The organism is Mesorhizobium sp. P170090, from assembly GCF_057786115.1.
This window is the reverse complement of the sequence record NZ_JBYNWH010000001.1, coordinates 5,034,835-5,059,507: the sequence shown is the minus strand read 5'-3', so window position 1 is coordinate 5,059,507 and position 24,673 is coordinate 5,034,835. Positions and strand designations below refer to the sequence as shown.

The window sequence follows — 24,673 nt, the reverse complement described above, 5'->3', positions numbered from 1 at the left end:
CCGGAGGTTGCCATGACCAGCTATGCCGAGACCATAACGCGCGACAACGGACTCGATGGCCGGCCCGCGATGGCCGCGGTTGCCGCCATGATCGCCGCTCTGTTCGCCGGCAGCACGGTGCTGACGCCGCTTTACGTCATCTACAAGCAGGCCTTCGGTTTCTCGCAGATCACGCTGACGCTGGTCTACGCCGTCTATGTCGTCGGCAATCTCGGCGCATTGCTGATGTTCGGGCGCTTGTCCGACGGCATTGGCCGCCGTCCTGCGGCGCTGGCGTCGATGGCCATAGCGGTGGTCAGCGCGCTGGTGTTCCTGTTGGCCGAGAACGTCGCATGGCTCGATGTCGCCCGCATATTGAGCGGCCTTGGCATCGGCGTCGGCGCGGGAACCGGCACGGCCTGGCTTGCCGAATTGATCGAGGGTAAGGACAAATCGCGCGCGGCAATCATCGCCACCAGCACCAACTTCGTTGGCCTTGGCCTCGGCGCGCTGGCATCGGGCCTGCTCGCCGAATATGCGCCCTGGCCGTTGAGACTAACGTTTGCGGTCTATCTTGCCTTGCTCGTGGTGGTGACGCTGTTGATCTGGCGCACCAGGGAAACCGTTTCGCGGCCGGGAAGGCTGGTCGACGTTTCGCTGCGGCCGCGGCTGTCGGTGCCCGCTGATATCCGCGCCGCTTTCGTGGCGCCGGCCGTCACCGGCTTCGGCGCCATGGCGCTGGTCGGCTTCTATGCAGCCCTGGCGCCGAGCATCCTGGCGCAGCAGCTGCATGTGGCCAACCATGCCGAGGCCGGCGGGCTGTTCTTTGAACTGTCGATCGTTGCGGCCGCGACCATTCTGGCCACGACCCGACTGTCCAGTCGCGCCGGCATGCTGGCCGCGCTGGCGCTGATGATCCCGGCCGTAGGGCTGATGGTTGCTGCTCAGTTTTTCGCGTCGATGTCCCTGATGGTTGCCGCCACCGCTGTGTGCGGCGTGGCGGCGGCGCTCGGCTATCGCGGCGGCCTGCAGGTGGTGAGCCAGATCGCACCTGCCGAGCGTCGCGCCGAATTGGTGTCGGCGTTCTTCATCTGCTGCTTCTGCGGCAATGCGCTGCCGGTGATCGGCATTGGGCTGCTGTCGAGTTGGGCCACTCCGACGACGGCAAGCCTGGCCTTCGCCGGCATGATCACGCTGTTCTCTGTCGTAGCGCTGGGGTTCGGCGTCAAATACGCGCGCTGAGCCTCACCCGTTTGGCGTCTCGGGCGCCATGTTTGCCCGTCCGCGCGGGATGCCGAGGCCGGTGTCGGGCGGCTCGCCGGCGGCCGGCCGGTCCTCGATCATGTGCATGGTGCGCCAGCGGCCGAAGCGATAATAGGCGGCGGCCAGCACCAGCGAGGTGATCGATCCCGCCGGAAAACTCCACCACAGCGCTTCCTCGCCGATGTAGCTCCTGAAGAAGTAGGCAAAGCCGGTACGCACGACCAGCACGGAAATCACCAGAATGATCAGCGGCGGCATCACGGCACCGGTGGCGCGCACGGTGGCGAACAGCACGATGGTGACGCCGAACAGGATGAACGACCAGGACGCCACCTTGTTGATGTGGGCTGCAATGTCGATTGCGGTGCTGTCGCGGCTAAGGAACAGGCCGAGCACCGGCCTGTCGAAGAGGAACAGCAGCGCCACCAGGGCGCCGGTGAGCACCAGGTTGAAGCCGACGCCGGACGCCGCGATGCGACCGATGCGGTCCCAGCGCCCGGCGCCGACATTCTGGGCCGCCATCGACGAGACTGCGGCTCCGATCGCCAGTGCAGGCATCTGGATATAGGTCCACAGCTGCGCCGCGATGCCGTAGGCGGCGGCGACCTGCGAGCCGTAGGAGTTGACGATGCCCATCACGGTCAGCGCCGCCGCCGAAATGACGATCATCTGCAGGCCCATCGGCACGCCCTTGAAGACGACGATCCTGAGCAGCGCCGGATCCGGCCGCAGCAGAGCGAGGTTCGCGCCGGCGAGCCGCAACGGATGCTTTTTGGCATAAAGCACGACGAGGATGGCGATCACGCTCACCGTCTGGCCGATCAGCGTCGAGGTGGCGGAGCCGGCGATGCCGAGTTCGGGGAAGGGGCCGATGCCGCGAATGAGCAGCGGATTGAGGATGATGTCGAGCACGACCGCGAGCGCCATGAAGAAGAATGGCGTGCGCGAATCACCCGCACCGCGCAGCACCGTCATGACGAAGGACAGAAGGTTCATCATCGGCACGGCGACGAAGATGATACGCAGATAGGAGCGCGCCAGCGGCAGCGCATCGGGCGGGGTGCCCAGTGTGTTGAGGATGGCGTCGACCCAGATCCAGCCGCAGACGGCGAAGATAGCCGAGACGAGGAAGAAGAAGCTGGCGCTGGTGCCGACGATGCGCCGCGCCTCGGGCAGGTCGCGGGCGCCAACCGATTGCGCCACCAGGATGGTGGCGGCCATGCCGATGCCGAATACGGTGCCAAGAATCAGGAACAGAACCAGATTGGCGTTGGAGGTGGCGGTCAGCGCCGATTCACCGAGGAAGCGGCCGACCCAGACAGCGTTGATCGAACCGTTGAGCGACTGCAGCACATTGGAGCCGAGCACCGGCAGAGCGAACAAAAGCAGCGTGCGCGGAATCGGGCCGCTGGTCAGGTCGCCGGTGCGCCGGCGCGGTGGTATTTTTTCGTCCATGGGCTGTTCGGCGAAGGTTCATCTCAAAGTCCGCCCGGCAATGATCGCCGATTTGACGGACAAGGTCGATGCGGCATTGGAACATGCCACCTGGCGGCTTCAAGCTAATCAGTTCTCAAAACATTCGGAATGGGATATGGGTCGTCGCCGCGTGGGGTCGCATATCCTGTTGGATATGATGAATAGGCTGGGGGGATCATGTCCGACAATCCGCTTTTTTCCGAGCGCCTGAACCGGCGCGCGTTTCTTGGAATATCCGCTTTGGGTGCCGCTTCCATGGCGCTTTCAGCCTGCACCACGACCGACGTCGTGGTGCCGCCAACGCCCGCTCCGGCGCCCGAACCGGCTCTGGGCGATGCCGCCACCATGTATTCGGCGCGCGTCGATGAGGGCTTTTCATTGCCGGCAATCCCCGTGGCCAAGCTCGATCCGAAGTTCGTGCGCCAGATCGTGGACGATCCGACCGGCGAAAAACCCGGCACGATCGTCGTCGATACATCCGAGCATTTTCTCTATCTGGTGCGCGACGGCGGCAAGGCAATGCGCTATGGCGTCAGCCTCGGCAAGGCCGGGTTTGGCTGGACCGGCAGCGCCGTGATCCAGGCGCGCAAGAAATGGCCGGTGTGGACGCCGCCGCCCGAAATGATCCAGCGCCGGCCGGAACTGGCGAAATATAAGGACGGCATGCCGCCGGGACCGCAGAGCCCGCTCGGCGCGCGTGCGCTCTATCTGTTCCGCGACGGCAAGGACACGATGTACCGGCTGCACGGCACGCCGGAATGGGATTCCATCGGCAAGAACGCGTCGTCGGGCTGCGTGCGCTTCATGAACCAGGACATTATCGACCTCTACAGCCGGGTCAACGGCTTAGCCCAGGTCTATGTGCGCCCGAACCTGTCGGCCGCAGGCAAGATCATGGCCGTGTCGAGCCGGACCGCCGAGCCGATAGATGCCGGCGTGCCAAGGGATGCGGAGATTTTGAAATAGGTGCCTTCACGGCATCGCTGATCGCCGACAAACGTTTAGAGGCGGACGCGCCGGGCGCGTCCGCCTTTCCGTAAACGGCTACTTCTTGGCGAGGCCCGGAAGCGTGACCTGATAGACCAGAAACATGGTGTCGACATCGGCGCCGTCGTCGGCCTTGTAGGGCGCGCCGACCTGAAAACCGTCCTGGGTGAGAAAGTCGTTATCGTTGCCGACGAACAGGAAATAGTCGTCGGGCAGCGCCGGATCGAGCAGGCTGACCACAGACATTGCTTCCCACTTCTCCGAGAGATTGTTCTTGTCGTTCGGCTTGCCGTCATGCAGGCCGAAACGGCCGAGTTCCTTGTTGTCGTTGATGTCAATGAACGGCGTCAGCTTGGCCGGGGTCACCGAGGGGTCGAGCACGCCCTTGGGCGCCAGCGGCTTGTCGGCGGCATCGAAGGCGCCGCCGGCAATGTCGGTGGCGCCAGAGACGTCGACGACGAAAATCTGGCGCAGCAGCGAAGTATCGCCCTTCACCCCCTGGCCGTTTCCGCTGTCGCGCGCCAGCATCAGGAAGGTCTTGTCGGACAGCGCCACGATTTCGCTCTGCGCGGCGACCTTGGTCTTGTCCTTGGCGTCCTTGAACACCGGCAGCGGCACGGCATATTCATGCACCAGCTTGAGATGGGCCGGGTCGGAGGCGTCGTAGACCAGCGCGCGGGTGTTCTGGCGCGTCGCGGGCGAATCGCCGCCATCCTGGCGGGGCGCCGACTGCAGCACAGTGATCAGCGACTTGCCGTCCGGCGTCAGCGCCATGCCTTCGAGGCCTTGATTGTTCTGGCGGCCGGTTTCGGGATCCTTCGGATCGGGTTCGGCTGCACCGGGGCCCGGATTGTCGGAGGCGAAGTTCGGCGCGCCCTTGCGCATCGGCACCAAAGCGGCGGGCGGCTGCGTTGCCGACAACAGATGGCCGTCGGCCGAGAAGCGGTAGATGTTGGGGCCGTATTCGTCAGAGATGAACATGGTGCCGTCGGGCAGCCGCGCGATCGCCTCATTGTCGAGCGCCAGCTTGCCATTGGCCTCGGGCAGGATCGGCAGGTCGCCATTGGCCGCGCGCACGCCGTTGAGCGGATCGAGGCCGGTGGCGTCAGCGCCCTTGTCGTCGGTGAGGAGCAGGGAATCGGCAAGCGTCGCCTTGACGCCTGTCTGTTCCTGGCCGGAGGTGGGCGTGGCGCCCAGTGCGGTCGGCGTGAATTCGATATGAATAGTGTTGAGGCGCGGCCGGTAATCGGTGGTGCCGACGACATTGTAGCCACGGTCCGGCAGCAACCAGAGCGAGCCCTTGTAGCCGTCCGCGCCACGGGTCCAGCTTGCGGCGTCGATGGACATGCCGGAGCCGGAGCCGAAGGTCTCGCCGAACTTGTCCTTCTGATCGGCCGGGATGCGGCCGACGCCGACCAGGCCCTTGTTGACGAAGCCGCCAACGGTGGCGGTGCTGTCGGCAAGGGCAGGGGTCAGGGCGGTAAACAGCGCCAGCGCGGCGCCGAGCGACACGGTTCGGTGCGAGATTTTCATGGAGATCCTTTTTGTGACAAGCCTTGAGCGGCGCAAAGGGGCCACCGCATCGCATCGACGATGTCGCCCTCTCGCAAAGCGGTCTAGGACGCGAACATGATACTTGCGTGACAGAGAGGGCCTCTTCCTTCTCCCTTGTAGGAGAGGGAAGAGCGCAATGATCAATCGCTGTCGCGGGCGATCAGTTCCAGCGGCCAGACTTCGCGGATGATGCGCGGACCTTCCGGGCCGGCAAAGGCGGGAAGCGAGGCCAGCAGCATTTCGGCCAGCCGCCGGCCCATCGGCTCCAGCGACGGACGGAAGGCGGTCAGCGCCGGCGAGAAATAACGGCAGAGCGGCGTGTCGACGATGACGATCACCGCGATGTCGTGGCCGGGCCTGATGCCCATCTCGGCCAGTGCCTTGCAGCCGCCGAGCGCCATTGCGTCATTGTTGAAGATGATGGCTGTGGGCCGGTCCTTGGAGAGCATCACGCGCGGCGTCACCTGGTAGCCGCCTGCCTCGTTGATGAAGCCGTCGGCGATCAGGCCGGGGTCGACTTCGATGCCATGCCGCTCCAGCCCCTTGCGGTAGCCGTCGAGGAAAAGGTAGCCGAAGTTGAGATCAAGCGAAGGGCGGATGGCGGCAATGCGGCGGTGGCCGCGCGCGACCAGCCGGTCGACGGCTTCATCACCCGCCCTCTCGAAATCTATATCGAGCGAAGGATAGGTGTCGTCGCCGGATTGACTTCGGCCAAGCGTGGCGAAGGGAAAGCCGGCCTTGCTGAGATAGTCGATCCGATCGTCTTCCCGCCGTGTATTGGCCAACACGACCGCGTCGGCCCGGCGCGTCTCAACCACGCGGCGCAGCCTCTCCTGCTGATATTGGCCGGGCTCGCCCATGACGACCATCAGATCCAGGTCATCCTCGGCCAGCCGGCCCTGCAGACCGATCAGGAACGGGATGAAGAACGGTTCGCCATATTGCTGGTCGCCCGGATGCGGCTGCAGCATGAAGGCGATCGAATGGGTGGTGCCTTGCCGCAGGCTGCGGCCGGACTGGTTGGGCGAATAGTTCAATTGCTTGGCGGCGGCGAGCACGCGCTGGCGGGTGTCGGCATTGACGTCGGCGCGGCCGTTCAGCGCCCGCGACACGGTGCCGATCGAAATGTTCAGGTGACGCGCGAGGTCATGGATGCTGGACGCCAAGGACAGTTCTCCCCCTGTCTTGGCTAGCACCGGCTGCCGCCCAGGCCAAGGCTTCGGGATGATTTTCGCTGACAGCCGATTGACATTCTACGCCATCGGGTGTGTTCTCGTAAACGTTTACGGAGAAACGTTTACGGTGATGCCGGAAATGCCGTGACATTCGGTCTGGAGGGACCGGACGGGAGGAATGCCGGATGATGAATGCCGTCCTCGTCGGCTGTGGTGCGATGAGCAAGGCCTGGCTCGATGCCGCGAGGCAGATCGACGGGCTGGCCATTGTCGGCCTTGTCGATCTCGACGCCGAACGGGCGAAGGCGAGGGCGCACGAATACGGGCTCGACGGCGCGGTCATCGGCACCAGCCTCGACGCGGTGCTCGACCAGACCACGCCCGACGCGGTGTTCGATGTCGTGGTTCCAGCCGCCCGGCGTGATGTCGCCTTTGCCGCCTTTGCCCATAATTGCCATCTGCTGACGGAAAAGCCGCTGGCCGATACTCCGGAAAATGCGCGCGCCATCGTCGATGCGGCGCGTAACGCGGGGCGCGTCCATGCGGTCGTGCAGAACCGCCGCTACGTCGCCAATGTCCGGCGCATCAGGCGCTTTCTCGACTCCGGCGCCATCGGCAAGCCGACCAGCATCCATGCCGACTTCTTCATCGCGCCGCATTTCGGCGGCTTTCGCGAGGAGATGGCCCATGTGCTCTTGCTCGACATGGCGATCCACACATTCGACGCCGCCCGCTACATGGTCGCAGGCGATCCCGCCGGTGTCTTTTGCCAGGAATGGGAGCCGGCCAATTCCTGGTACCGGCAGGGATCGTCGGCCAGCGCTATCTTCGATCTCGGTGGCGGCAAGCGGTTCACCTATGCAGGCTCTTGGTGCGCGGCGGGCTTCCGCACCAGTTGGGAGAGCACATGGCGCATCGTCGCCGAGCACGGCAGCCTGGTCTGGGACGGCGAGGACGGGCTGAAGGCCGAAGTTGTGTTGTCGGTCCGCGACGGCCTTTTCGACCTGACCCAGCCCATCATCGTGCCGCCGCTCGATCCCGCCGACCGCATCGGCGGTCATCTCGGCGTCATCAAGGATTTCATCCACGCCATCGAGACCGGTAGCGAGCCGGAAACCCGTGGCAGCGACAACATCAAAAGCCTGGCCATGGTTTTCGGCGCCATCGAAAGCGCCGAGACCGGACGGCGCGTCGCAATCACACAGGAAGCATCATGATGCCAAACCCGCTTCTCGACATCCGGATCGGCACCATGGTGCGGGCCAATCTCGAAGACCCCGCCGCCTACATCAAAGAGATTCTGCCGCTCGGTTTCGAGAGCATCCAGCCCTTCTTCTGGCAGACGCTGGGCGGCAAGGATTTGCGGCGGCTCGCCGGTGAGATTCGCGAGGCGATCGGCGATGCCGATGTCGCCGTGTCGTCGATTGGCGTGTTCGGCAATCCGCTGGAGGATGGCGAGGTCGATCGCGGCGTGCTCGCGGCCTGGGAAACCGTCATCGACAACGCGCATCTGTTCGGCGCCTCGACGGTCAGCGGCTTCACCGGCCGCCTTCGCGGCAAGAAGCTGACCGACAGCCTGCCGCGCTTCCGTGAGGTCTGGGGACCACTGGCCAAGCGCGCCGCCGACAAGGGCGTGCGCATTGCCTTCGAAAATTGCGCCATGGATGGCAACTGGGCGGCCGGCGACTGGAACATCGCCCACAATCCCGATGCCTGGGAGTTGATGTTCAACGAATTGCCCGACGACAATCTCGGCCTCGAATGGGAGCCCTGCCACCAGCTTGTCTACCTCATCGACCCGATGCCGCAGATCCGCAAATGGGCGCCGCGCATTTTCCATGTCCACGGCAAGGACGCGACGGTGCGCTGGGATGTGATCCGCGAGCACGGCGTGTTCGGCAAGCTGCCCTTCGTGCAGATGCGCACGCCCGGTTTTGGCGACAGCGACTGGACGCGGGTGATCAGCGAATTGCGGCTGGCCGGTTACAAGGGCGCCATCGACATCGAGGGCTGGCACGACCCGGTCTATCGCGGCGACCTCGAAATCACAGGCCAGGTGCGCGGGCTGGAATACCTCAAGCAATGCCGGGGAGGAGCGACCTACCTGCCGAACCCGGCGTGACCGAGGGCCGGTGGGAGGAGCCGGCCTGACAGATTGCCAAGCACTGCCGACAAGCACTGCCGACAGGCGAATGACGAAACCCCTCGGCTCACCGAGGACAAAAGGGAGGAACGTGCATGAGCATCGCAATGAGAACGACACTTCTGCGCTCGACCGTCGTGGCCGCCGCCACGGCGCTGTGCGCTGCCATCTCCACTCTGCCGGCGCAGGCGCTCGACGCCCAGTGGTGCAAGGATGTCCACATCCGCTTTTTCGTCGGCGGCGCCGAGGGCGACGCTTTCGGCACCATCGTCTACAATGGCGCCAAGCAGGCGGCGTCCGATCTCGGACCCAAGGTCGACTATATCTTCTCGCAGTGGGACGTCGAGAAGATGGTGCAGCAATTGCGCGAGGCCGTGGCCGTGAAGCCAAACGGCATTGCCATGATGGGCCATCCCGGCGACGCCGCGATCATGCCGCTGGCCGAACAGGCGCACAAGGACGGCATCAAGATGATGTACCAGAACGTGCCGGTGCCGACGGTGGTGGCTGCGTTCGGCGGCGGCTATGTCGGCGCTCAGCAGGAGCAGCAGGGCCGCGCGCTCGGCGTCGAGGCGTTCAAGCTCGGCAATCTCAAGGCCGGCGACAAGGCGATCATGATCGGCCCGTTCGAGAACGAGGCCCGCGGTGCGCGTGAGCGCGGCACCGTGGCCGCGCTGAAGGAAGCCGGCGTCGAGGTCATCCAGCTGTCCTCGCCGCCGAGCGGCGAATGGGCGTCCGACCCCAATCTGGCGATCCCGGTGATCACCGCGGCACTGCTCAACAATCCCGATGTGAAGGCGGTCGGCTATCCCGGCGGCCAGATGCTGGGCAACGTCGCCACCTACATGCAGGCGGCGGGCAGGAAGCCCGGCGACATCTTCAACTTCGGCTTCGACACCAGTCCCCAGATCGTCGAGGCGTTCAAGGGCGGCTGGGTGCAACTGACGGCCGATCAGCAGCCGTTCCTGCAAGGCTATCTGCCGATCCTCAGCCTTTGCCAGCAGGTGGTGCTGGGCCTGGCGCCGATGAATGTCGACACCGGCGCCGGTTTCGTCACGCCGCAAAATTACGAGATCGTCGCCGAGCTCGCCAAGCAGGCGCTGCGCTGACCTCCCAAGCTGCCGGCTGGGCCCAAGCCCGGCCGGCAGGACCGCTGGCGAGAATGCCGGCAAGCGAGAGCATTTCACCGTTTCAAGGAAACGGCGAACCGCTCTACCTCTTTGTTCTTACGCAATTTCGGACGAAAAACCGCGTACACTTTTCCTGGAATTGCTCAAGCGAGGATCGCCATGGCCGAACGCATCATCGAACTGCGCGACATCAGCAAATCCTATGGCCAGGTCTATGCGCTGGGCGGGGTCAATCTCTCGGTCGACCGCGGCGAGGTGGTTGGCTTGATCGGCGACAATGGCGCCGGCAAATCGACGCTGATCAAGATCCTGTCCGGCGTCGTCAAGCCGACCAGCGGCGAGATCCTGGTGCGCGGCAAGCCGGTGACCGGCTGGAGTGCGGCACGCTCGCGCGACGCCGGCATCGAGACGGTTTTCCAGGACCGGGCGCTGGCCGTGCAGCAGACCATCGTGCGCAACATCTTCATGGGCCGCGAACTCACCGGCTTCATGGGCTTTCTGAAGGTCAATAAAGAGATAGAGGAGGCGAGCCGGCTGATGCGCGAGATCGGCTTTACCTCGAAAGTGTTCACGCCGCATTCGATCGTCGGCCAGCTCTCCGGCGGCGAACGCCAGGGCGTGGCGATCGCGCGCGCCATCTACAAGCAGGCGGAGCTGATCATCCTCGACGAGCCGACGACGGCGCTGTCGCTGACCGAGACCGCCAAGGTCTTCCATTTCGTGCGCCAGGTGCGGGCGAGCGGGCGCTCGATCCTCTTCATCGGCCACAACATCCATCACGTCTTCGACATCGCCGACCGCTTCGTGGTGATTGACCGCGGCAAGGTGGCGCTGACCGCCGATCGCACCGAGGTCAAGTCGGCCGAAGAGCTGATCAACTTCATGGAAGACGTTGCGCATCCCGGCGGATTGCCGGGGCTGCACGAGGCCGGCGACGCGGAGAGGGCAGCACGATGAGCAAGACCATGGAACCCGATCTGCAGAGCCCTCTCGGCGGCAAGGCAGCCCGACCCGAGTGGAAGCACCCGTCCGACCATTGGCTGCGCGGTTTCGTCATCGACAACCGCGCAGCGCTCGGCACGCTGGCCGTGTTCATCATCATGATGGCGGCGTTCCTGATCGCCAACCCGACCGTGTTCACCACCTGGTATCTCTACAGATCCGTGCTGACCACGCTGCCGGTTGCGCTGTTCGTGGTGGTGCCGCTGGTCTTCGTCGTCACCTGCGGCGAGATCGACCTGTCGTTCCCCGCAACCATGGGCTTTGCCTCCTGGGTGTTCGCGCTGGTGGTGCAGGCCGGCTACGATCCGTTCCTCGGCATTGCTGCCGCACTCATCACCGGCACGCTGCTTGGCTTTCTCGTCGGATCGCTGGTCGTTTATGGCGGGCTGTCGTCGCTGATCGCCACGCTCGGCATGAATTTCCTGCTGCGTGGGCTGATCCAGATCATCAACGAGGGCAGGTCGACGGCATTGACCGATCTCAGCGACAGCTGGGCGTACACCATCTTCTCCGGTCAGGTGTGGGGTTTTCCGGTACAGGTCTTCTGGGCACTCGCCTTCGTCATTTTGTCGGCAATGCTCTACAACCGGCACCGCTTCGGCGCGCAGGTGAGGGTGGTCGGCGACAACCCCGACAGCGCCCAGCAGATGGGCATCGACGTCAAACGCGTGCGGGTGAAAGTGTTCATCTTCACCGGCATTGGGGCTGCGATCGCCGGCACGTTTTCGGTGATGATCAACTTCACCTGGTGGCCGACCGCGGGCGACGGCTATCTGCTGCCGGTGCTGGCGTCAGTGTTCGTCGGCGGCACCCCGACCTGGGGCGGCATCGGTACGGTTGCTGGCGGCGCCATCGGCGCGGTCACCGTGTCGTTCATCCAGACCGGCGTCGTGGCGGCGGGCTTGAGCGGCTTCTACGTCCAGTTCTTCAACGGGCTGATCATCATCCTGTCGCTGCTGGGGCACAAGTGGAACCAGGCGCGGTACAGGTGAGGGGCGGGCTAAATTGACGGGGACGCTCATGTTGCGGACCGCATGCCCCGACGACTGGGCAGACGCCCGTCGCTTCGTCATTCTAGGGCGGAGCAGGAGCGAAGCTCCGTCGCGTAGACCCTGGAATCCATTCCGCGACCTTGGAGTGCAGCTGCGCAGAATTCCGCACCGTGGCAACGCGTTGAAGACGCGGGATGGATCCTCGGTCTACGCTGCGTCGCTACGCTCCTTGCTCCGCCCGTGGATGACGAGGCGGGGAGGGCTCCGCCAGCCTACAACAATGTGGTCGCTTGTAGGACAACAGGACAAGCGGGCGCTCACACCGCCGCCACAAACCCGTCCAGCACGCGTTTCTGGCCGGCCTTGTCGAAGTCGATGGTCAGCTTGTTGCCTTCGATGTTGGAGATGTTGCCGTTGCCGAATTTCTGGTGGAAGACGCGGTCGCCGACGCTGAAGGGCGACGGCGTGTCGGCGACGGATTTGGCGACCAATTCGCCGTCGATGGTGCGGCCTTTGACCGAGGTTCGGCCGGCGCCGTAGCCGCTGTCGGTCTCGCCATAGCCGATGCGCTCGACCTGGTGGCCGGAGCGCGAGCCCCAGTTGCGGTCGGTCGCCTCGGTGCGGTTGGCCTGCGCGCGCTGCCAGCCGGGCGTCGCATAGGTGTTGGAGAAGGCGCCGGATTTTTCCGCGCCGACATTGTCGAAGCGCGAGGCGCCGTAGGGGTTCTGCCGCCCTGCGCCCTGGCCGCCACGGCCCGACGCGAACGAACCGCCGCCATAGGAATTGCCGTAGCCGCCATAGGAGTTGCCGCTTTCGGCGACCTCGACATGGGCTTCCGGCAGTTCGTCCAGAAAGCGCGACGGGATGGTCGACTGCCACAGGCCGTGGATGCGGCGGTTGGAGACGAACCACAGATGCAGGTTCTTCTTGGCCCGGGTCAGGCCGACATAGGCGAGACGGCGCTCTTCCTCCAGGCCGGAGCGGCCGCCTTCGTCCAGCGCGCGTTGGTGCGGGAACAGGCCTTCCTCCCAGCCGGGGAGGAACACGGTCTCGAATTCGAGGCCCTTGGCCGAATGCAGCGTCATGATGTTGACGGCGTCAAGCTCGGCGTTCTGCTCGGCGTCCATGACCAGGGCGACATGTTCGAGGAAGGAGCGCAGCGATTCGTACTCCTCCATGGAGCGGATAAGCTCTTTCAGGTTTTCCAGCCGGCCCGGCGCCTCGACCGAGCGGTCGTTCTTCCACATGTCGGTGTAGCCGCTCTCCTCCAGAATGGTCTCGGCGAGTTCGGTGTGCGGCGTGGTTTCCAGCGCCTTCTGCCAGCGCTCGAAATTGGCCGCCACTTCGCGCAAGGCCGCGCGGGGCTTGGGCTTCAGCTCGTCGCTTTCTGCGAGCTTGGCGGCTGCCTCCAGCATCGGGATGCGCAAGCTCCGCGCCGTGTCGTGGATCTGGCGGATGGTGGCTTCACCCAGGCCGCGCTTGGGGACATTGACGATGCGCTCGAAGGCGAGGTCGTCGGCGCCCTGCGCGACGACGCGGAAGAAGGCCAGTGCATCGCGGATTTCCATGCGCTCATAGAAGCGCGGGCCGCCGATGACGCGGTAGTTGAGGCCGAGCGTGACGAAGCGATCCTCGAATTCGCGCATCTGGAAGGAGGCGCGGACCAGGATGGCCATATCATTGAGCTTGTGCTTGGCACGCTGGTAGGTCTCGATGGTCTCGCCGACGGCGCGCGCCTCCTCCTCGGAATCCCAGGCGGCGTGGACATGCACCTTCTCGTCGTCCTCGGCGACCTTCTCGGTGAACAGCGTCTTGCCGAAGCGGCCCTCATTGTGGGCGATGAGGTGCGAGGCAGTGCCGAGGATGTGCGCGGTCGAGCGATAATTGCGCTCCAGACGGATGATGGTGGCGCCGGGAAAATCCTTGTCGAAGCGCAGGATGTTGTCGACCTCGGCGCCACGCCAGCCATAGATCGATTGGTCGTCGTCGCCGACGCAGCAGATGTTGACTTTGTTTTCGCTCACGGGCCGTTCCGCGCCTGCCGGCGCAGGCCCTCCGCCCCCTCTTTTTTGCGCGCCTTCGGCGTCGCGGGAGTCGCCTCGCAACGGCTCGGACGCCCGGTCGGGCTTGCGGCCTTCGGCCGAGCGCGCTTTACCCTCCCCTGGATGGGGAGGGTCGCCGCGAAGCGGCCGGGAGGGGTGACTGGCGCCGGCGCTGCCACCCCCACCCGCGCCGCTACGCGGCGCGACCTCCCCCATCGAGGGGGAGGTAGGCCTTTGCGCCAGCAGCCGCAGCCACATGTATTGCGCGGTGTTGGTGTCCTGGTACTCGTCGACGAGGATGTATTTGAAGCGCTTGTGGTAGTCCTTCAGCACGTCCGGATTGGCGCGGAAGATGCGGATCGGGTGGCAGAGCAGATCGCCGAAGTCGCAGGCGTTCAGCGTCTTCAGCCGCTCCTGATAGGCCTTGTAGAGTTCCCGGCCCTTGCCGTTGGCGAAGCTGCGCGCGTCGCCCTCGGCAATGTCGGCGGGGCCTTGGCCCTTGTTCTTCCAGCCGTCGATCATCTGCGCGAACTGCTTGGCCGGCCAGCGCTTGTCGTCGAGGCCTTCGGCCTGGATCAGCTGCTTGATCAGCCGTACGACGTCGTCGGTGTCGAGGATGGTGAAATCGGATTTGAGCCCGGCCAGCTCGGCGTGGCGGCGCAAGAGCTTGACGCCGATGGAGTGGAAGGTGCCGAGCCACGGCATGCCCTCGACGGCTTCGCCGACGAGATGGCCGATGCGCTGCTTCATCTCGCGCGCGGCCTTGTTGGTGAAGGTCACCGCCAGGATCTGCGAGGGGAAAGCCCTGCCGGTGGCCAGGATATGGGCGATGCGGGTGGTCAGCACGCGGGTCTTGCCGGTGCCGGCGCCGGCCAGCACCAGGACCGGGCCTTCGGTGGTTTCCACCGCCAGCCGCTGCTCGGGGTTGAGGCCGTTGAGATAATCGGGTGCGCTGTTGGGTCCGCTGCGGGCCGCCATGGCGCGCGCGGCTATGCCCGACGGGGCCGCGGGCCGCGCATTGGGTTCGTCGAAAAAGGGCATTTCTTCCGCAAAGCCGGACATCTCCCCCGAATGTAGTGATTCGGGAGCGAAAGACCAGAAGTGTCTACGTTTTGTTCTGCTAAAGTGCCCGATACTGCGGCTCAGGCCTTTCGGTAACCGAGCGCGACGAACAATCGATGTCCGAACGAGCGCGCTTCCTCTGTCATCACCATGCCAAAGGCCGTCAGCATCTGGTCGTAATAGCGGCTGCCCGCGGGTGACGCCAGGAATGTCGAGTACAGTCTGAGATCGCCGAGCGGGAGATCCCGGTACGTATAAGCGCTACCCTGCATGGCATTCTGTTCGATGTTCTGGCGAATTTTCACGGATTGCTGACGCACCAGCGCCATGATCTGTTCGTCCGACAGAGGCTTTCCGGCTGCGCCCAGCATCCCCGTAACCATCGCGTAGCTCATGTTCAGCGCTATCGCCTCGCCGGTGTCGACAGCGCTGATATCGTCGATGATCTTGCGGTACAATTCGAGCCGGGCTGGATCCTTGGTCGGAAGCTCGGCGAGGATTTGCTTGCCCTCTGTCTTCTTGCTTTGCCTGCCTTCCGGGCCAGACGACTGAATTTCCAAAGCGGTGACGTGCTTGCCCAACGGGGAAGCGTAAAACGCTGCGAGGTCGGACAGATCGGTGGCCGACAGCCTGTCCGCCATCCGCGATTCGATGGCAGTCTCCATTTTGACTGCGTCGAAGGCGCCTTCCAGCGCGACCGACAAGGCGTCCTGGAAATTTGCCGGTAACGGTTCGGGTATGGATTTCGTGGCTGCGGCGATGCCGGGACCGATGCCCATCAGCATCTCGTGAAAGCCGTTTGCCTTGTTGATCTCGCTCAGCGTCTGTGCCGGCGCGGCCACTGTGCCGGCCGTGAGCGCGACGAAGCTACAGAGGACAAGGACTACTCGCGTCAGAGGCGAGGCGAATGACATCACTCTGGTTGCTCCTGATGGTTGGTCGAAAGCAGACTGCTGGAAAACCCGGATGCCGGCAAGGCGGGATTGCCACCTGGGCGTGTGGCCTCGAAAAAAACGCCCTGTGCGCGGAGCCTGCGGCATGGCCGTTTGGTTTCGCCATGGATCGCTCCCCGGCGGCTTGACAGGCACGGCGGGCGGGAGAAGGTTGTACCGCCGGGGGCAGGATTGGCATACCTTTGCCCATGGCCGCGCCGCGGAATGCGCATCAGTCGAAGGAGTATCGTCTTGGCTGTCGTCATCACCTCCCTCATCCTGTTCCTCATCGGCCTCGCACTTGGCGGCGGCGGCGTCTGGCTCGCGATGCTGGGCGGCAGCTGGTACTATGTCGTCACCGGTCTCGCCTTCCTCATCGCCGCATGGCTGCTCTTCCGGCGCAAATCGACGGCGCTCTGGCTCTACGCGGCGATCGTGCTCGGCACGCTGGCCTGGGCGGTGTGGGAAATCGGCTTCGACTGGTGGGAACTCGGACCGCGCGGCGGCATCATCGTGCTTCTGGCGCTGTGGCTGCTGACGCCTTGGGCAAGGCGGGGCCTGATCGGCCCCGACGCGCGCGCGCCGCTCATTCTGGCCGTGCTGGCATCGCTCGCCGTCGCCGGTTATTCGATGACGGCCGATCCCAAGGACATCGCCGGCGACCTCAGCGCCGACAAGGTGACGCCGACTGCCGATCTCGGCGGCAATGTGCCTCCGGGCGAATGGCATTTCTACGGCCGTACGCAATTTGGCCAGCGCTATTCGCCGCTCGACCAGATCACGCCCGACAATGTCGCCAAATTGCAGCCGGCCTGGATCTACCAGACCGGCGACGTGAAAGGGCCGGACGATGTCGGCGAAACCACCTACCAGGTGACGCCGCTGAAGGTGGGCGATGCGCTCTATATCTGCACGCCGCACAATTTCGCCATCGCCATCGATGCCGCCACCGGCAAGGAGAAATGGCGTTTCGATCCCAAGATCAAGCTCGACAAGGACCGCCAGCACCAGACCTGCCGCGGCGTGTCCTATTATGCCGATGCCAAGATCGCCGCCGGCCAGCCTTGCGCGACGCGCGTCTATCTGCCGACCTCGGATGCGCGGCTGATCGCGCTCGACGCCGCCAACGGCCAGGTCTGCCCGTCCTTCGCCGAAGCCGGCACGCTCAATTTGTTGACCAACATGCCGTATCCGAAGTCGGGCTATTATTACTCGACCTCGGCGCCGCTGATTGCGGGCGGCAAGATCATCATCGGCGGCGCGGTCAACGACAATTATTCGACGCAAGAGCCGTCCGGCGTCATCCGGGCCTTCGACGTCGACACCGGCGCCCTGGTGTGGAACTGGGATTCCGGCAATCCGGACCAGACAACGCCGCTGGCGGCAGGCCAGACCTACACCCACAACTCGCCCAACATGTGGTCGACGGCAAGCGCCGACGAGAAGCTCGGCCTGCTCTATGTGCCGCTCGGCAACCAGACGCCGGACCAGCTCGGGATGGGCCGCAGCGCCAATGTCGAGAAGTTTTCCTCCTCGATCACCGCGCTCGATCTGGCCACCGGACAAGTGCGCTGGGTGCGGCAGACCGTGCATCACGACCTCTGGGACATGGATGTGCCGGCACAGCCGACCCTGGTCGACATCACCACCGCTGCCGGCGTCGTTCCGGGCCTGGTTGGACCGACCAAGCAGGGCGACCTCTACGTGCTCGACCGGCGCAGCGGCGAGCCGATCATCCCGATCAAGGAAGTGCCGGCGCCGGGCGGCGCTGTCGAGGGCGATCACACGTCGCCGACGCAGCCGGTCTCGGATCTCTCCTTCAATCCGAGGCCGCTGACCGGCGCCGACATGTGGGGCATCACCATGTTCGACCAGCTGGCCTGCCGGATCGAATTCCAGGGCCTGCGCTACGAGGGCCGCTACACCCCGCCATCGGTGCAGGGGTCGCTGGTCTATCCCGGTAATTTCGGCACATTCAACTGGGGCGGCGTCGCCGTCGATCCGGTGCGGCAGGTGATGTTCGGCATGCCGACCTATCTGGCGTTCAAATCGCAGCTCATTCCGCGCGACCAGGTGCCGCCGCCGGATGAGGGGCGCGGCAGCGAGCAGGGGCTGAACCGCAATGAGGGCGCACCCTATGCGGTGGTGATGGGGCCGTTCCTGTCGCCGCTCGGCGTGCCCTGCCAGGCGCCGCCATGGGGCTATGTGGCGGGAGCGGACCTCAGAACCGGCAAGATCGCCTACAAGCACCGCAACGGCACCGTCTATGACATGACGCCGTTGCCCTTGCCGCTGAAGGTCGGTGTTCCCGGCATTGGCGGGCCGATGATCACCGCCGGCGGTGTCGTCTTCCTGGGCGCGGCGGTCGACGACTATCTGCGCGCCTATGACCTGACATCGGGCAAGCAGCTCTGGCAGGCCAGGCTGCCGGCCGGTGGGCAGTCGACGCCGATGACCTACACCGTCGCCGACGGCCGCCAGTTCGTGGTCATCGTCGCCGGCGGCCACGGCTCGGTCGGCACCAAGCCCGGCGACTATGTGATGGCCTATACGCTGCCGAAGTAGCAGCGATGTGACTTAGGTAAGTGATCGGCCCGGCAGATATTCTGGCAATGTCGCGCCGCCCCTCATCTGCCTGCCGGCATCTATACGGGGAGAAGTGCCCGGCAGGGCGATGAGGGGCAGCAGCAGCCTTGGTCAGCTTGCGTAAGAGATGGCCTTTGAGACTGGGCACGGAGCCCAGTACTTCATTGGTTAGCTGCGGCCCTGTTTCGGCCTGCTGGATCAGCGTGGTGACGGCCGACGCCGGTCGACGCGGACCTTCACCATCCGAGCGGCGGCTGCGGCAGCAGCGGAGCGCATTGCCAGCAAGGCAGCAACAGCAAGCACGAGCGCGCTTGCAAGGATCGGAGTAGACAAGGTCATGGCGTTGTTCCTTCTCGTCGGGCTCGCCGCTACGGGCGAGACCATCATCAGCTTCCTTCCATATTGTGGCGGCACCATCGACATTCTCTGAAATGACCAAAATGTGATGGGCGCGTTCGGCGGGGCGGCCGCATCGTTCGATGGCGCAAGCGTCACCCGTCCGAGACTGGACCGTGCGAGCTTGCACCCTATCTTGATCCGCGAGTCATCCCGGAGTGACCGCGAGGTCATCCCGGAGTGACCGTGAGATCATCCCGGAGTGACCGTGAGATCATCTCCTAACGAGGAGCACGCCATGACGAAACCCACCGCCGAAGCCGTCAAACCTGCCAAACCTGCCATCACCCAGGCGATGATCGATGCCTATGACGAATACACGCATCTGACGCTCGACCGCCGCCGCTTCATGGAACAGCTGACCAGGCTTGCCGGATCGGGCGCGGCGGCGGCCGCGATCGCGCCGCTGCTTGCGGCGAATTCGGCGCAGGCGGCAATCGTCGCCGACAACGATCCGCGCGTGAAGGCTGAAGATATCACCTATTCCGGCAGCAGCGGTGAGATGAAGGGCTATCTGGTCAGGCCGGCGGACCAGTCCGGCAAGCTCGGCACCGTCATCGTGGTGCATGAGAACAGGGGGCTCAACCCGCATATCAAGGATGTGGCGCGGCGCGTTGCGCTGGAGGGGTTCGTGGCGCTGGCGCCGGATTTCCTGTCGCCGCTCGGCGGCACGCCCGCCGACGAGGACAAGGCGCGCGACATGTTCACCAAGCTCGACGCCAGCCAGGTCACCGCCGATGGTGTGGCGACCATCGCCTATCTCAAGGGCGAGAAGGACGGCAACGGCAAGGTCGGTGCTGTCGGCTTCTGCTGGGGCGGCGGCACGGTCAACAATCTGGCGGTCAACGCGCCCGATCTCGCCGCCGGCGTCGCCTACTACGGCATGCAGCCGAAGGCCGAGGATGTGGCGAAGATCAAGGCGGCGCTGTTGCTGCACTATGCCGGCCTGGACGAGCGCATCGACGCCGGCATCGAAGCCTACAAGAAGGCGCTCGACGCCGCCCATGTCGAATACACGCTCTATGTCTATGACGGCGTCAACCATGCCTTCAACAACGACACCTCGGCCGCGCGCTACGACAAGAAGGCAGCCGATCTCGCCTGGGGCAGGACGATCGCTTTCCTCAAGGAGAAGCTGGCGTAGGCTTCAGGCCGCGGACGACGCCCATACGCTCTCATAGGCCGGCGACAGCGTAAAGCCGGCCGGCAGCACCGAGACCGGGGGCGGACGCCGCACGCCCTCCTGCAGATAGCGCAACGCCGACACCAGTCCGTTCATCGTGTAGGGCTTGGCGATGACACCGATCGCGCCGGCGAAATGGTCGGGGATGCGTTTTGGATTGGCGGTCATGAACACCACCATGGAACGGTTACCCTCGCGGATATGCTCGGCAACCTCGACCCCGGTTGGTCCGTCGGCGAGGTGGATATCGACAAAGGCAATATCGGCATCGGCGGTATCAATCATACCTCTTGCTTCGGCCAACGATGTCGCCCAACCCACAACGCTGTGGCCGGCTTCCTCGACGAGGCTTTCCAGTTCCATCGCCAGCAACGCCTCATCCTCGACGATCAGGACCTTGAGCGGTTCGTTCATGACAGCTTCCCTTTCTGCTGCGGTTCGTTCGGCATCGAGATGACGACCTTTGTGCCCGGGCCGGCGTCGCGCCATTCGATGTCGGCATGCAACTGACGGGCAAGCGACTTGATCAGCCGCATGCCGAAGGAAGCATCGCCACTGGCCTCGGCCATGCCGACGCCGTCATCGGAAACCTCGATGTTGAAGTGGCCGTCGGGCTGGCTCATCTTGATGCCGATGCGCCCCGCGGTGGTGCCGTCCGGCTTTGCCTTGAAGGCGTGCTTCAGCGCGTTGGTAACAAGCTCATTCACCATCAAGGCAACAGGCGTGGCTTTTTCGGCCGGAATGACGATGGGTTCGAGGTCCAGCGTCGGCTTGATCTCGGCGCGTCCGGATGCGGTCAGCAGGTCGGTGACCAGATCCCTGGCGAAATCCGAGACATCGAAGCGGCTGACATCCTTTGACTGGTAGAGACGGCGATGCACCGTGCTCAGCGCCTCGATGCGCTCCAGCATGGTGGTCAGCGATCGCTTTGTCGCTTCATCCTTGATTGCCCGGCTTTGCATGATGATCAGCGAGGAGATCATCTGCAGGTTGTTTTTCACCCGATGGTCGACCTCGTGCAGCAGCGTGGTCTGCGCCTCAAGGGCGGCCTCAAGCTCGCGCGTGCGTTCCTTGACAGCCTTTTCAAAGCGGTTCTTGTCGGCGGTGATGCGATCCTCGGAGCGCTTGCGATCGGAGACATCGAGCTGTGAGGCAAAGAAGAACAGGAGTTCGCCTTTGTCGTTGGAAACCGGGCTGATGTAGAGCGCATTCCAGAATGTCGAGCCGTCCTTACGGTAGTTCAACAGATCGATGGCGATATCGGTTCCCGCTGCTATCGCGTCGCGCACGCTAGCCACAGCTGCCTTGTCTGTCTCTGGCCCCTGCAGGAAGCGGCAGTTCTTGCCCATGACCTCGTCGCGCTCGTAGCCGGTCAGGCGCAGGAACGCGTCATTGGCAAAGACGATCGGATTGTCCGCCTGACGGGGATCGGTGATGACCATCGACATGCGGGTGGCGCGGATGGCGGCCGCGAACGGATCGCCCTTGCCGTGCTCGGCATGCAGATTGTCCGTCATGTGCCATGCGTCGGCCGGTTCCCTGGTCCTTTTCCAGTCCATGCTTTCACTCCAAGCCGTTTTTCAGGGGTCACAACGGCTTAGACGTGGAATTGGTTCAATCTTGATCTTCTTGTCGCAGGCAGCCGTTTGCGAAACCGAATCGCCGGTTGCGCAAACTGTCGAAATGAACGGTTTTTGAAGGTTGTCGGATGTAGCCGATTCGCTGAAAGCAGGGCTGGCGCCGACCTATAGAAATGATCAGGTCGCAATGGTCCGTGGCGGCGCTCGCCGGTGGCGGCTTTCTCAGAACAGCGGAAACATCAGGCGTGGCCACGCTTCATGCGCGCCTGCTTCAGGATGGCGCGCCAGCGGATCATGTCGAAGGGGATAGGCTCGTTGTTGTTGGCGATGTGGAAGATCTCGTTGTTGACGTTCTTCAACGAGCGCCAGAAATCATAGTCGGTGATGCGCGGATCGGCAGCCAGCCTGTCCACCTCGACCTTGATGTCGGTTTTCATGCACGTTCCTCGAACCGCCTGTTGCCCGCCGCCCGCATCGCAACTCGCATGGCACCGTTCTCAAACGGTCCGCTGAGTCGTTCAATGGCTCAAATGGCTTGTTCACGTTAAAACCTTGGTAAGGTTAACGCGGGCGCGGCAGCGCTTCAAGCGGTCCTGCGACGAATACCGATCGAACGGCCGGCCCGCTCGGGCATCGGCAGTGCAGAATGGGCGGCGCGCATGGCTTCCACCTTGGCCTGCACATCGGCGGGGAAGGGCGCGACTTTCGGCCCGGACATGTCGACATGCAGCGACAGGGTTTCGGAAGTGGCGGCGAGCCAGCCATCGACATGGCGGATTTCCTGGTAGGCCCGCAGCCGCTTGTCGTCGTGATCGATCAGCTGGAAGGATACGACGACCTTGTGTTCGAGGTGCAGTTCCTGGACATAGCAAACATGGACTTCGGCCGTGTAGATGGTCAGGCGCCGCTCTTCGACATAGTCCAGCCCCATGCCCATCGCCTCGAACGCCTCATCCGAGCAGCGGTCGAACAACACGTTGTAATAGGCCATGTTGAGATGGCCGTTGTAGTCGATCCAGTCCTTCTCGATGTCCATCGGTTTGGAAACGAAGGGGGCAGGGATGGGCATGGAAACTTCCTTGTTCTGGTGCTGGACAGAGCGCGGCAGTCGAGACTACGCATCCATAATCGCATAACAAGCGTGGACGCTGGTCCATTCGCGGAGGAATTCATGGCTCTGAGCGACCTCAATCCGGTCGAACGCAACGAGGAAGGCATCGCCGCCGTGCTCGGCATTCTCAAGCAGCAGCTCGGCGAACGCTTCCAGACAGGCGCGGCGATCCGCTCGCAGCATGCGCATACCACCACCTATATTCCGACGCAGGCGCCTGACGGTGTCGCGTTCCCGGAGACGACAGAAGAGGTGCAGGAGATCGTACGTGCCTGCGCCGCGCACCGCGTGCCGGTCATCGCCTTCGGCGTCGGTTCCTCGCTGGAGGGCCACACCAACGCGCCGGGTGGCGGCATCTCGGTCGACACCTCGCGCATGAACCGCATCCTGTCGGTCAACCCCGAGGATCTCGACTGCACGGTCGAGCCTGGCGTAACGCGCGAGGATTTGAATCGGCACCTGCGCGATACCGGCCTGTTCTTCCCCATCGATCCCGGCGCCAATGCTTCGCTCGGCGGCATGGCGGCAACGCGGGCCTCCGGCACCAATGCGGTGCGCTACGGCACGATGCGTGAAAACGTGCTGTCGCTGACGGCCGTCATGGCCGATGGCGAGACGGTGACGACCGGCAAGCGGGCGAAAAAGAGTTCGGCCGGCTACGATCTGACGCGGCTTCTGGTCGGCTCGGAAGGCACGCTCGGCATCATCACCTCGCTGACCTTGAAGCTGCAAGGCATTCCGCAGGCGATCTCCGGCGGCGTCTGCCCGTTTCCAAACCTCGAGGCGGCCTGCAACGCGGTCATCGCGACCATCCAGATGGGCATTCCGGTGGCGCGCATCGAACTGGTGAATGGACTGCAGATGCGGGCGATGAAGAATTACTCGAAGCTCGATTACCCCGAGAGCCCGTGCCTGTTCGTCGAGTTCCACGGCAGCGATGCCGGTGTCGCCGAACAGGCCGAAACCTTCGGTGCCATTGCTGAAGACAATGGCGGCGGGCCATTCCTGTGGACGAGCGTCGCCGAGGAGCGCACGAAACTCTGGAAGGCCAGGCACGATGCTTATTGGGCGTCGCTGACGCTGCGGCCGGGCACCAAGGGCCTGTCGACCGATGTCTGCGTGCCGATCTCGCGGCTGGCCGAATGCGTTGCCGCAACCGAGGCCGACATTGCCGAGATGGGCCTGGTTGCGCCGATCGTCGGCCATGCCGGCGACGGCAATTTCCATGTGCTGGTGCTGATGAATGTCAACGACCCCAAAGAGATCGCGCTGGCGGAGAAATTCGTCTCGCGGCTGAACATGCGGGCGATCGCCATGGACGGCACCTGCACCGGCGAACACGGCATCGGCCAGGGCAAGATCGGCTTCCTGCGCCATGAGCTCGGCCATGGTGTCGACATCATGCGCTCCATAAAAAAAGCGCTCGACCCGCAAGACATCATGAACCCAGGCAAGATATTACCTGCATAGCCGAAATGTGAGGAGCGGCAATGGATACCCTGATTATAAGGGCATCGCTTGGCAAGACACTGTTATTGCTGTCGGCCAGCCTCTTCTTTGTCCTGGCCTGCGCTTTCCTGATTTATGTCTCCGAGGACGGCGACACCGCCGGCCTTTGGTGGTGCGTGGCCTTTTTCGGGCTGGTCGCGTTGGTGTTTGCCTGGCAGCTTGTGCGGCCGCAGATTCTGGTGCTGAACGGACAAGGTTTCAGTCTCGGCGGAGGCCTTGTTCGATCGCCCAAGCTGGTCCCCTGGAAGGATATCGAAAGCTTCTTCGTCGTCCACCGCCGGCGCAGAATCGGCGATATGATCGGGTACAATTTCGCACCGGGGGTCAAGAAAAGCTCCGTCATGGGCAGCGTGACCAAAAGCCTCGGCGCCGAAGCCGCATTACCGCAGGGCTGGACATTGTCGCCCGAAGAGATGGTAGTGCTGCTGAACGAATATCGCCGACGGGCGGTGGCGGGTTAGTCTGTTGCATGTCCGCCGGCACGCAGTCACAGGCGTCCAAAAATCTCTGCTCTTCCAGATACATCAGAGATCAAGCAACTCTGGATGAATTGCCTCTTTATCGACACGCT

General features: G+C 64.0%; 20 protein-coding genes. 11 read left to right on the top strand and 9 right to left on the bottom strand.

Annotated elements, in window-relative coordinates:
* Positions 1-12: 12 nt before the first annotated feature.
* Positions 13-1,221: an MFS transporter gene (locus AC3EML_RS24555; RefSeq protein WP_023712448.1), complete on the top strand. Its 1,209-nt coding sequence runs from the start codon at positions 13-15 to the stop codon at positions 1,219-1,221.
* Between the two features lie 3 nt (positions 1,222-1,224).
* Here AC3EML_RS24555 and AC3EML_RS24550 read toward each other — a convergent pair whose 3' ends face one another.
* Positions 1,225-2,697, bottom strand: coding sequence for an MATE family efflux transporter (locus AC3EML_RS24550; RefSeq protein WP_023712449.1), 1,473 nt, complete (start codon positions 2,695-2,697; stop codon positions 1,225-1,227).
* 198 nt (positions 2,698-2,895) lie between these two features.
* Between AC3EML_RS24550 and AC3EML_RS24545 the strand changes: the two genes are divergently transcribed.
* A complete protein-coding gene (locus AC3EML_RS24545) occupies positions 2,896-3,684 on the top strand; it encodes a L,D-transpeptidase (RefSeq protein WP_352463536.1) in 789 nt (262 codons plus the stop codon).
* A 78-nt stretch (positions 3,685-3,762) separates the two neighbouring features.
* On the opposite strand, the gene AC3EML_RS24540 is transcribed toward AC3EML_RS24545, so the two are convergent.
* A complete protein-coding gene (locus AC3EML_RS24540) occupies positions 3,763-5,238 on the bottom strand; it encodes an esterase-like activity of phytase family protein (RefSeq protein ID WP_023714765.1) in 1,476 nt (491 codons plus the stop codon).
* Between the two features lie 161 nt (positions 5,239-5,399).
* Positions 5,400-6,425, bottom strand: a complete 1,026-nt coding sequence (locus tag AC3EML_RS24535) for a LacI family DNA-binding transcriptional regulator (protein WP_023682116.1) — start codon at positions 6,423-6,425, stop codon at positions 5,400-5,402.
* A 194-nt stretch (positions 6,426-6,619) separates the two neighbouring features.
* On the opposite strand from AC3EML_RS24535, the gene AC3EML_RS24530 reads away from it, so the two are divergent.
* The 5 genes from AC3EML_RS24530 to AC3EML_RS24510 all read left to right on the top strand — a co-directional run bounded on the left by AC3EML_RS24530 (position 6,620) and on the right by AC3EML_RS24510 (position 11,701).
* The gene (locus AC3EML_RS24530; protein ID WP_352522168.1) at positions 6,620-7,651 is read left to right on the top strand and encodes a Gfo/Idh/MocA family protein; all 1,032 of its coding nucleotides are present in this window, start codon (positions 6,620-6,622) and stop codon (positions 7,649-7,651) included.
* The gene (locus tag AC3EML_RS24525) at positions 7,651-8,556 is read left to right on the top strand and encodes a sugar phosphate isomerase/epimerase family protein (protein WP_023682114.1); all 906 of its coding nucleotides are present in this window, start codon (positions 7,651-7,653) and stop codon (positions 8,554-8,556) included. Before AC3EML_RS24530 ends, AC3EML_RS24525 begins: the two co-directional genes overlap by 1 nt.
* Positions 8,557-8,672: 116 nt before the next feature.
* On the top strand, positions 8,673-9,686 hold the full coding sequence (locus tag AC3EML_RS24520) for a substrate-binding domain-containing protein (protein WP_352522167.1): 1,014 nt from the start codon (positions 8,673-8,675) through the stop codon (positions 9,684-9,686).
* A 180-nt stretch (positions 9,687-9,866) separates the two neighbouring features.
* The gene (locus tag AC3EML_RS24515) at positions 9,867-10,664 is read left to right on the top strand and encodes an ATP-binding cassette domain-containing protein (protein WP_023668308.1); all 798 of its coding nucleotides are present in this window, start codon (positions 9,867-9,869) and stop codon (positions 10,662-10,664) included.
* Positions 10,661-11,701, top strand: coding sequence for an ABC transporter permease (locus AC3EML_RS24510; protein ID WP_352522166.1), 1,041 nt, complete (start codon positions 10,661-10,663; stop codon positions 11,699-11,701). Before AC3EML_RS24515 ends, AC3EML_RS24510 begins: the two co-directional genes overlap by 4 nt.
* 317 nt (positions 11,702-12,018) lie before the next feature.
* On the opposite strand, the gene AC3EML_RS24505 is transcribed toward AC3EML_RS24510, so the two are convergent.
* Complete coding sequence (locus AC3EML_RS24505; RefSeq protein ID WP_023823155.1) at positions 12,019-14,805, bottom strand: ATP-dependent helicase; 2,787 nt, start codon at positions 14,803-14,805, stop codon at positions 12,019-12,021.
* 80 nt (positions 14,806-14,885) lie between these two features.
* Positions 14,886-15,719, bottom strand: coding sequence for a DUF2059 domain-containing protein (locus AC3EML_RS24500; RefSeq protein ID WP_023712457.1), 834 nt, complete (start codon positions 15,717-15,719; stop codon positions 14,886-14,888).
* A gap of 243 nt (positions 15,720-15,962) precedes the next feature.
* Here AC3EML_RS24500 and AC3EML_RS24495 point away from each other — a divergent pair, with 243 nt between their 5' ends.
* Both AC3EML_RS24495 and AC3EML_RS24490 read left to right on the top strand, forming a co-directional pair.
* Complete coding sequence (locus tag AC3EML_RS24495) at positions 15,963-18,302, top strand: glucose/quinate/shikimate family membrane-bound PQQ-dependent dehydrogenase (protein WP_196814830.1); 2,340 nt, start codon at positions 15,963-15,965, stop codon at positions 18,300-18,302.
* A 655-nt stretch (positions 18,303-18,957) separates the two neighbouring features.
* The gene (locus AC3EML_RS24490) at positions 18,958-19,863 is read left to right on the top strand and encodes a dienelactone hydrolase family protein (RefSeq protein WP_352522195.1); all 906 of its coding nucleotides are present in this window, start codon (positions 18,958-18,960) and stop codon (positions 19,861-19,863) included.
* Between the two features lie 3 nt (positions 19,864-19,866).
* Here the strand turns inward: AC3EML_RS24490 and AC3EML_RS24485 are convergent, their stop codons facing one another.
* The 4 genes from AC3EML_RS24485 to AC3EML_RS24470 form a co-directional block, all read right to left on the bottom strand.
* A complete protein-coding gene (locus AC3EML_RS24485) occupies positions 19,867-20,316 on the bottom strand; it encodes a response regulator (protein ID WP_023668313.1) in 450 nt (149 codons plus the stop codon).
* Positions 20,313-21,461 (bottom strand): histidine kinase dimerization/phosphoacceptor domain -containing protein, encoded by a 1,149-nt coding sequence (locus AC3EML_RS24480; RefSeq protein ID WP_023667428.1) that lies wholly within the window; start codon positions 21,459-21,461, stop codon positions 20,313-20,315. Before AC3EML_RS24480 ends, AC3EML_RS24485 begins: the two co-directional genes overlap by 4 nt.
* A gap of 260 nt (positions 21,462-21,721) precedes the next feature.
* Complete coding sequence (locus AC3EML_RS24475) at positions 21,722-21,919, bottom strand: hypothetical protein (RefSeq protein ID WP_013531006.1); 198 nt, start codon at positions 21,917-21,919, stop codon at positions 21,722-21,724.
* Positions 21,920-22,065: 146 nt separating this feature from the next.
* Complete coding sequence (locus AC3EML_RS24470) at positions 22,066-22,551, bottom strand: thioesterase family protein (RefSeq protein WP_352522194.1); 486 nt, start codon at positions 22,549-22,551, stop codon at positions 22,066-22,068.
* Between the two features lie 102 nt (positions 22,552-22,653).
* On the opposite strand from AC3EML_RS24470, the gene AC3EML_RS24465 reads away from it, so the two are divergent.
* Positions 22,654-24,063: an FAD-binding oxidoreductase gene (locus AC3EML_RS24465; RefSeq protein WP_352522193.1), complete on the top strand. Its 1,410-nt coding sequence runs from the start codon at positions 22,654-22,656 to the stop codon at positions 24,061-24,063.
* Between the two features lie 65 nt (positions 24,064-24,128).
* Positions 24,129-24,563, top strand: coding sequence for a hypothetical protein (locus tag AC3EML_RS24460; RefSeq protein WP_352522192.1), 435 nt, complete (start codon positions 24,129-24,131; stop codon positions 24,561-24,563).
* Positions 24,564-24,673 lie beyond the last annotated feature (110 nt).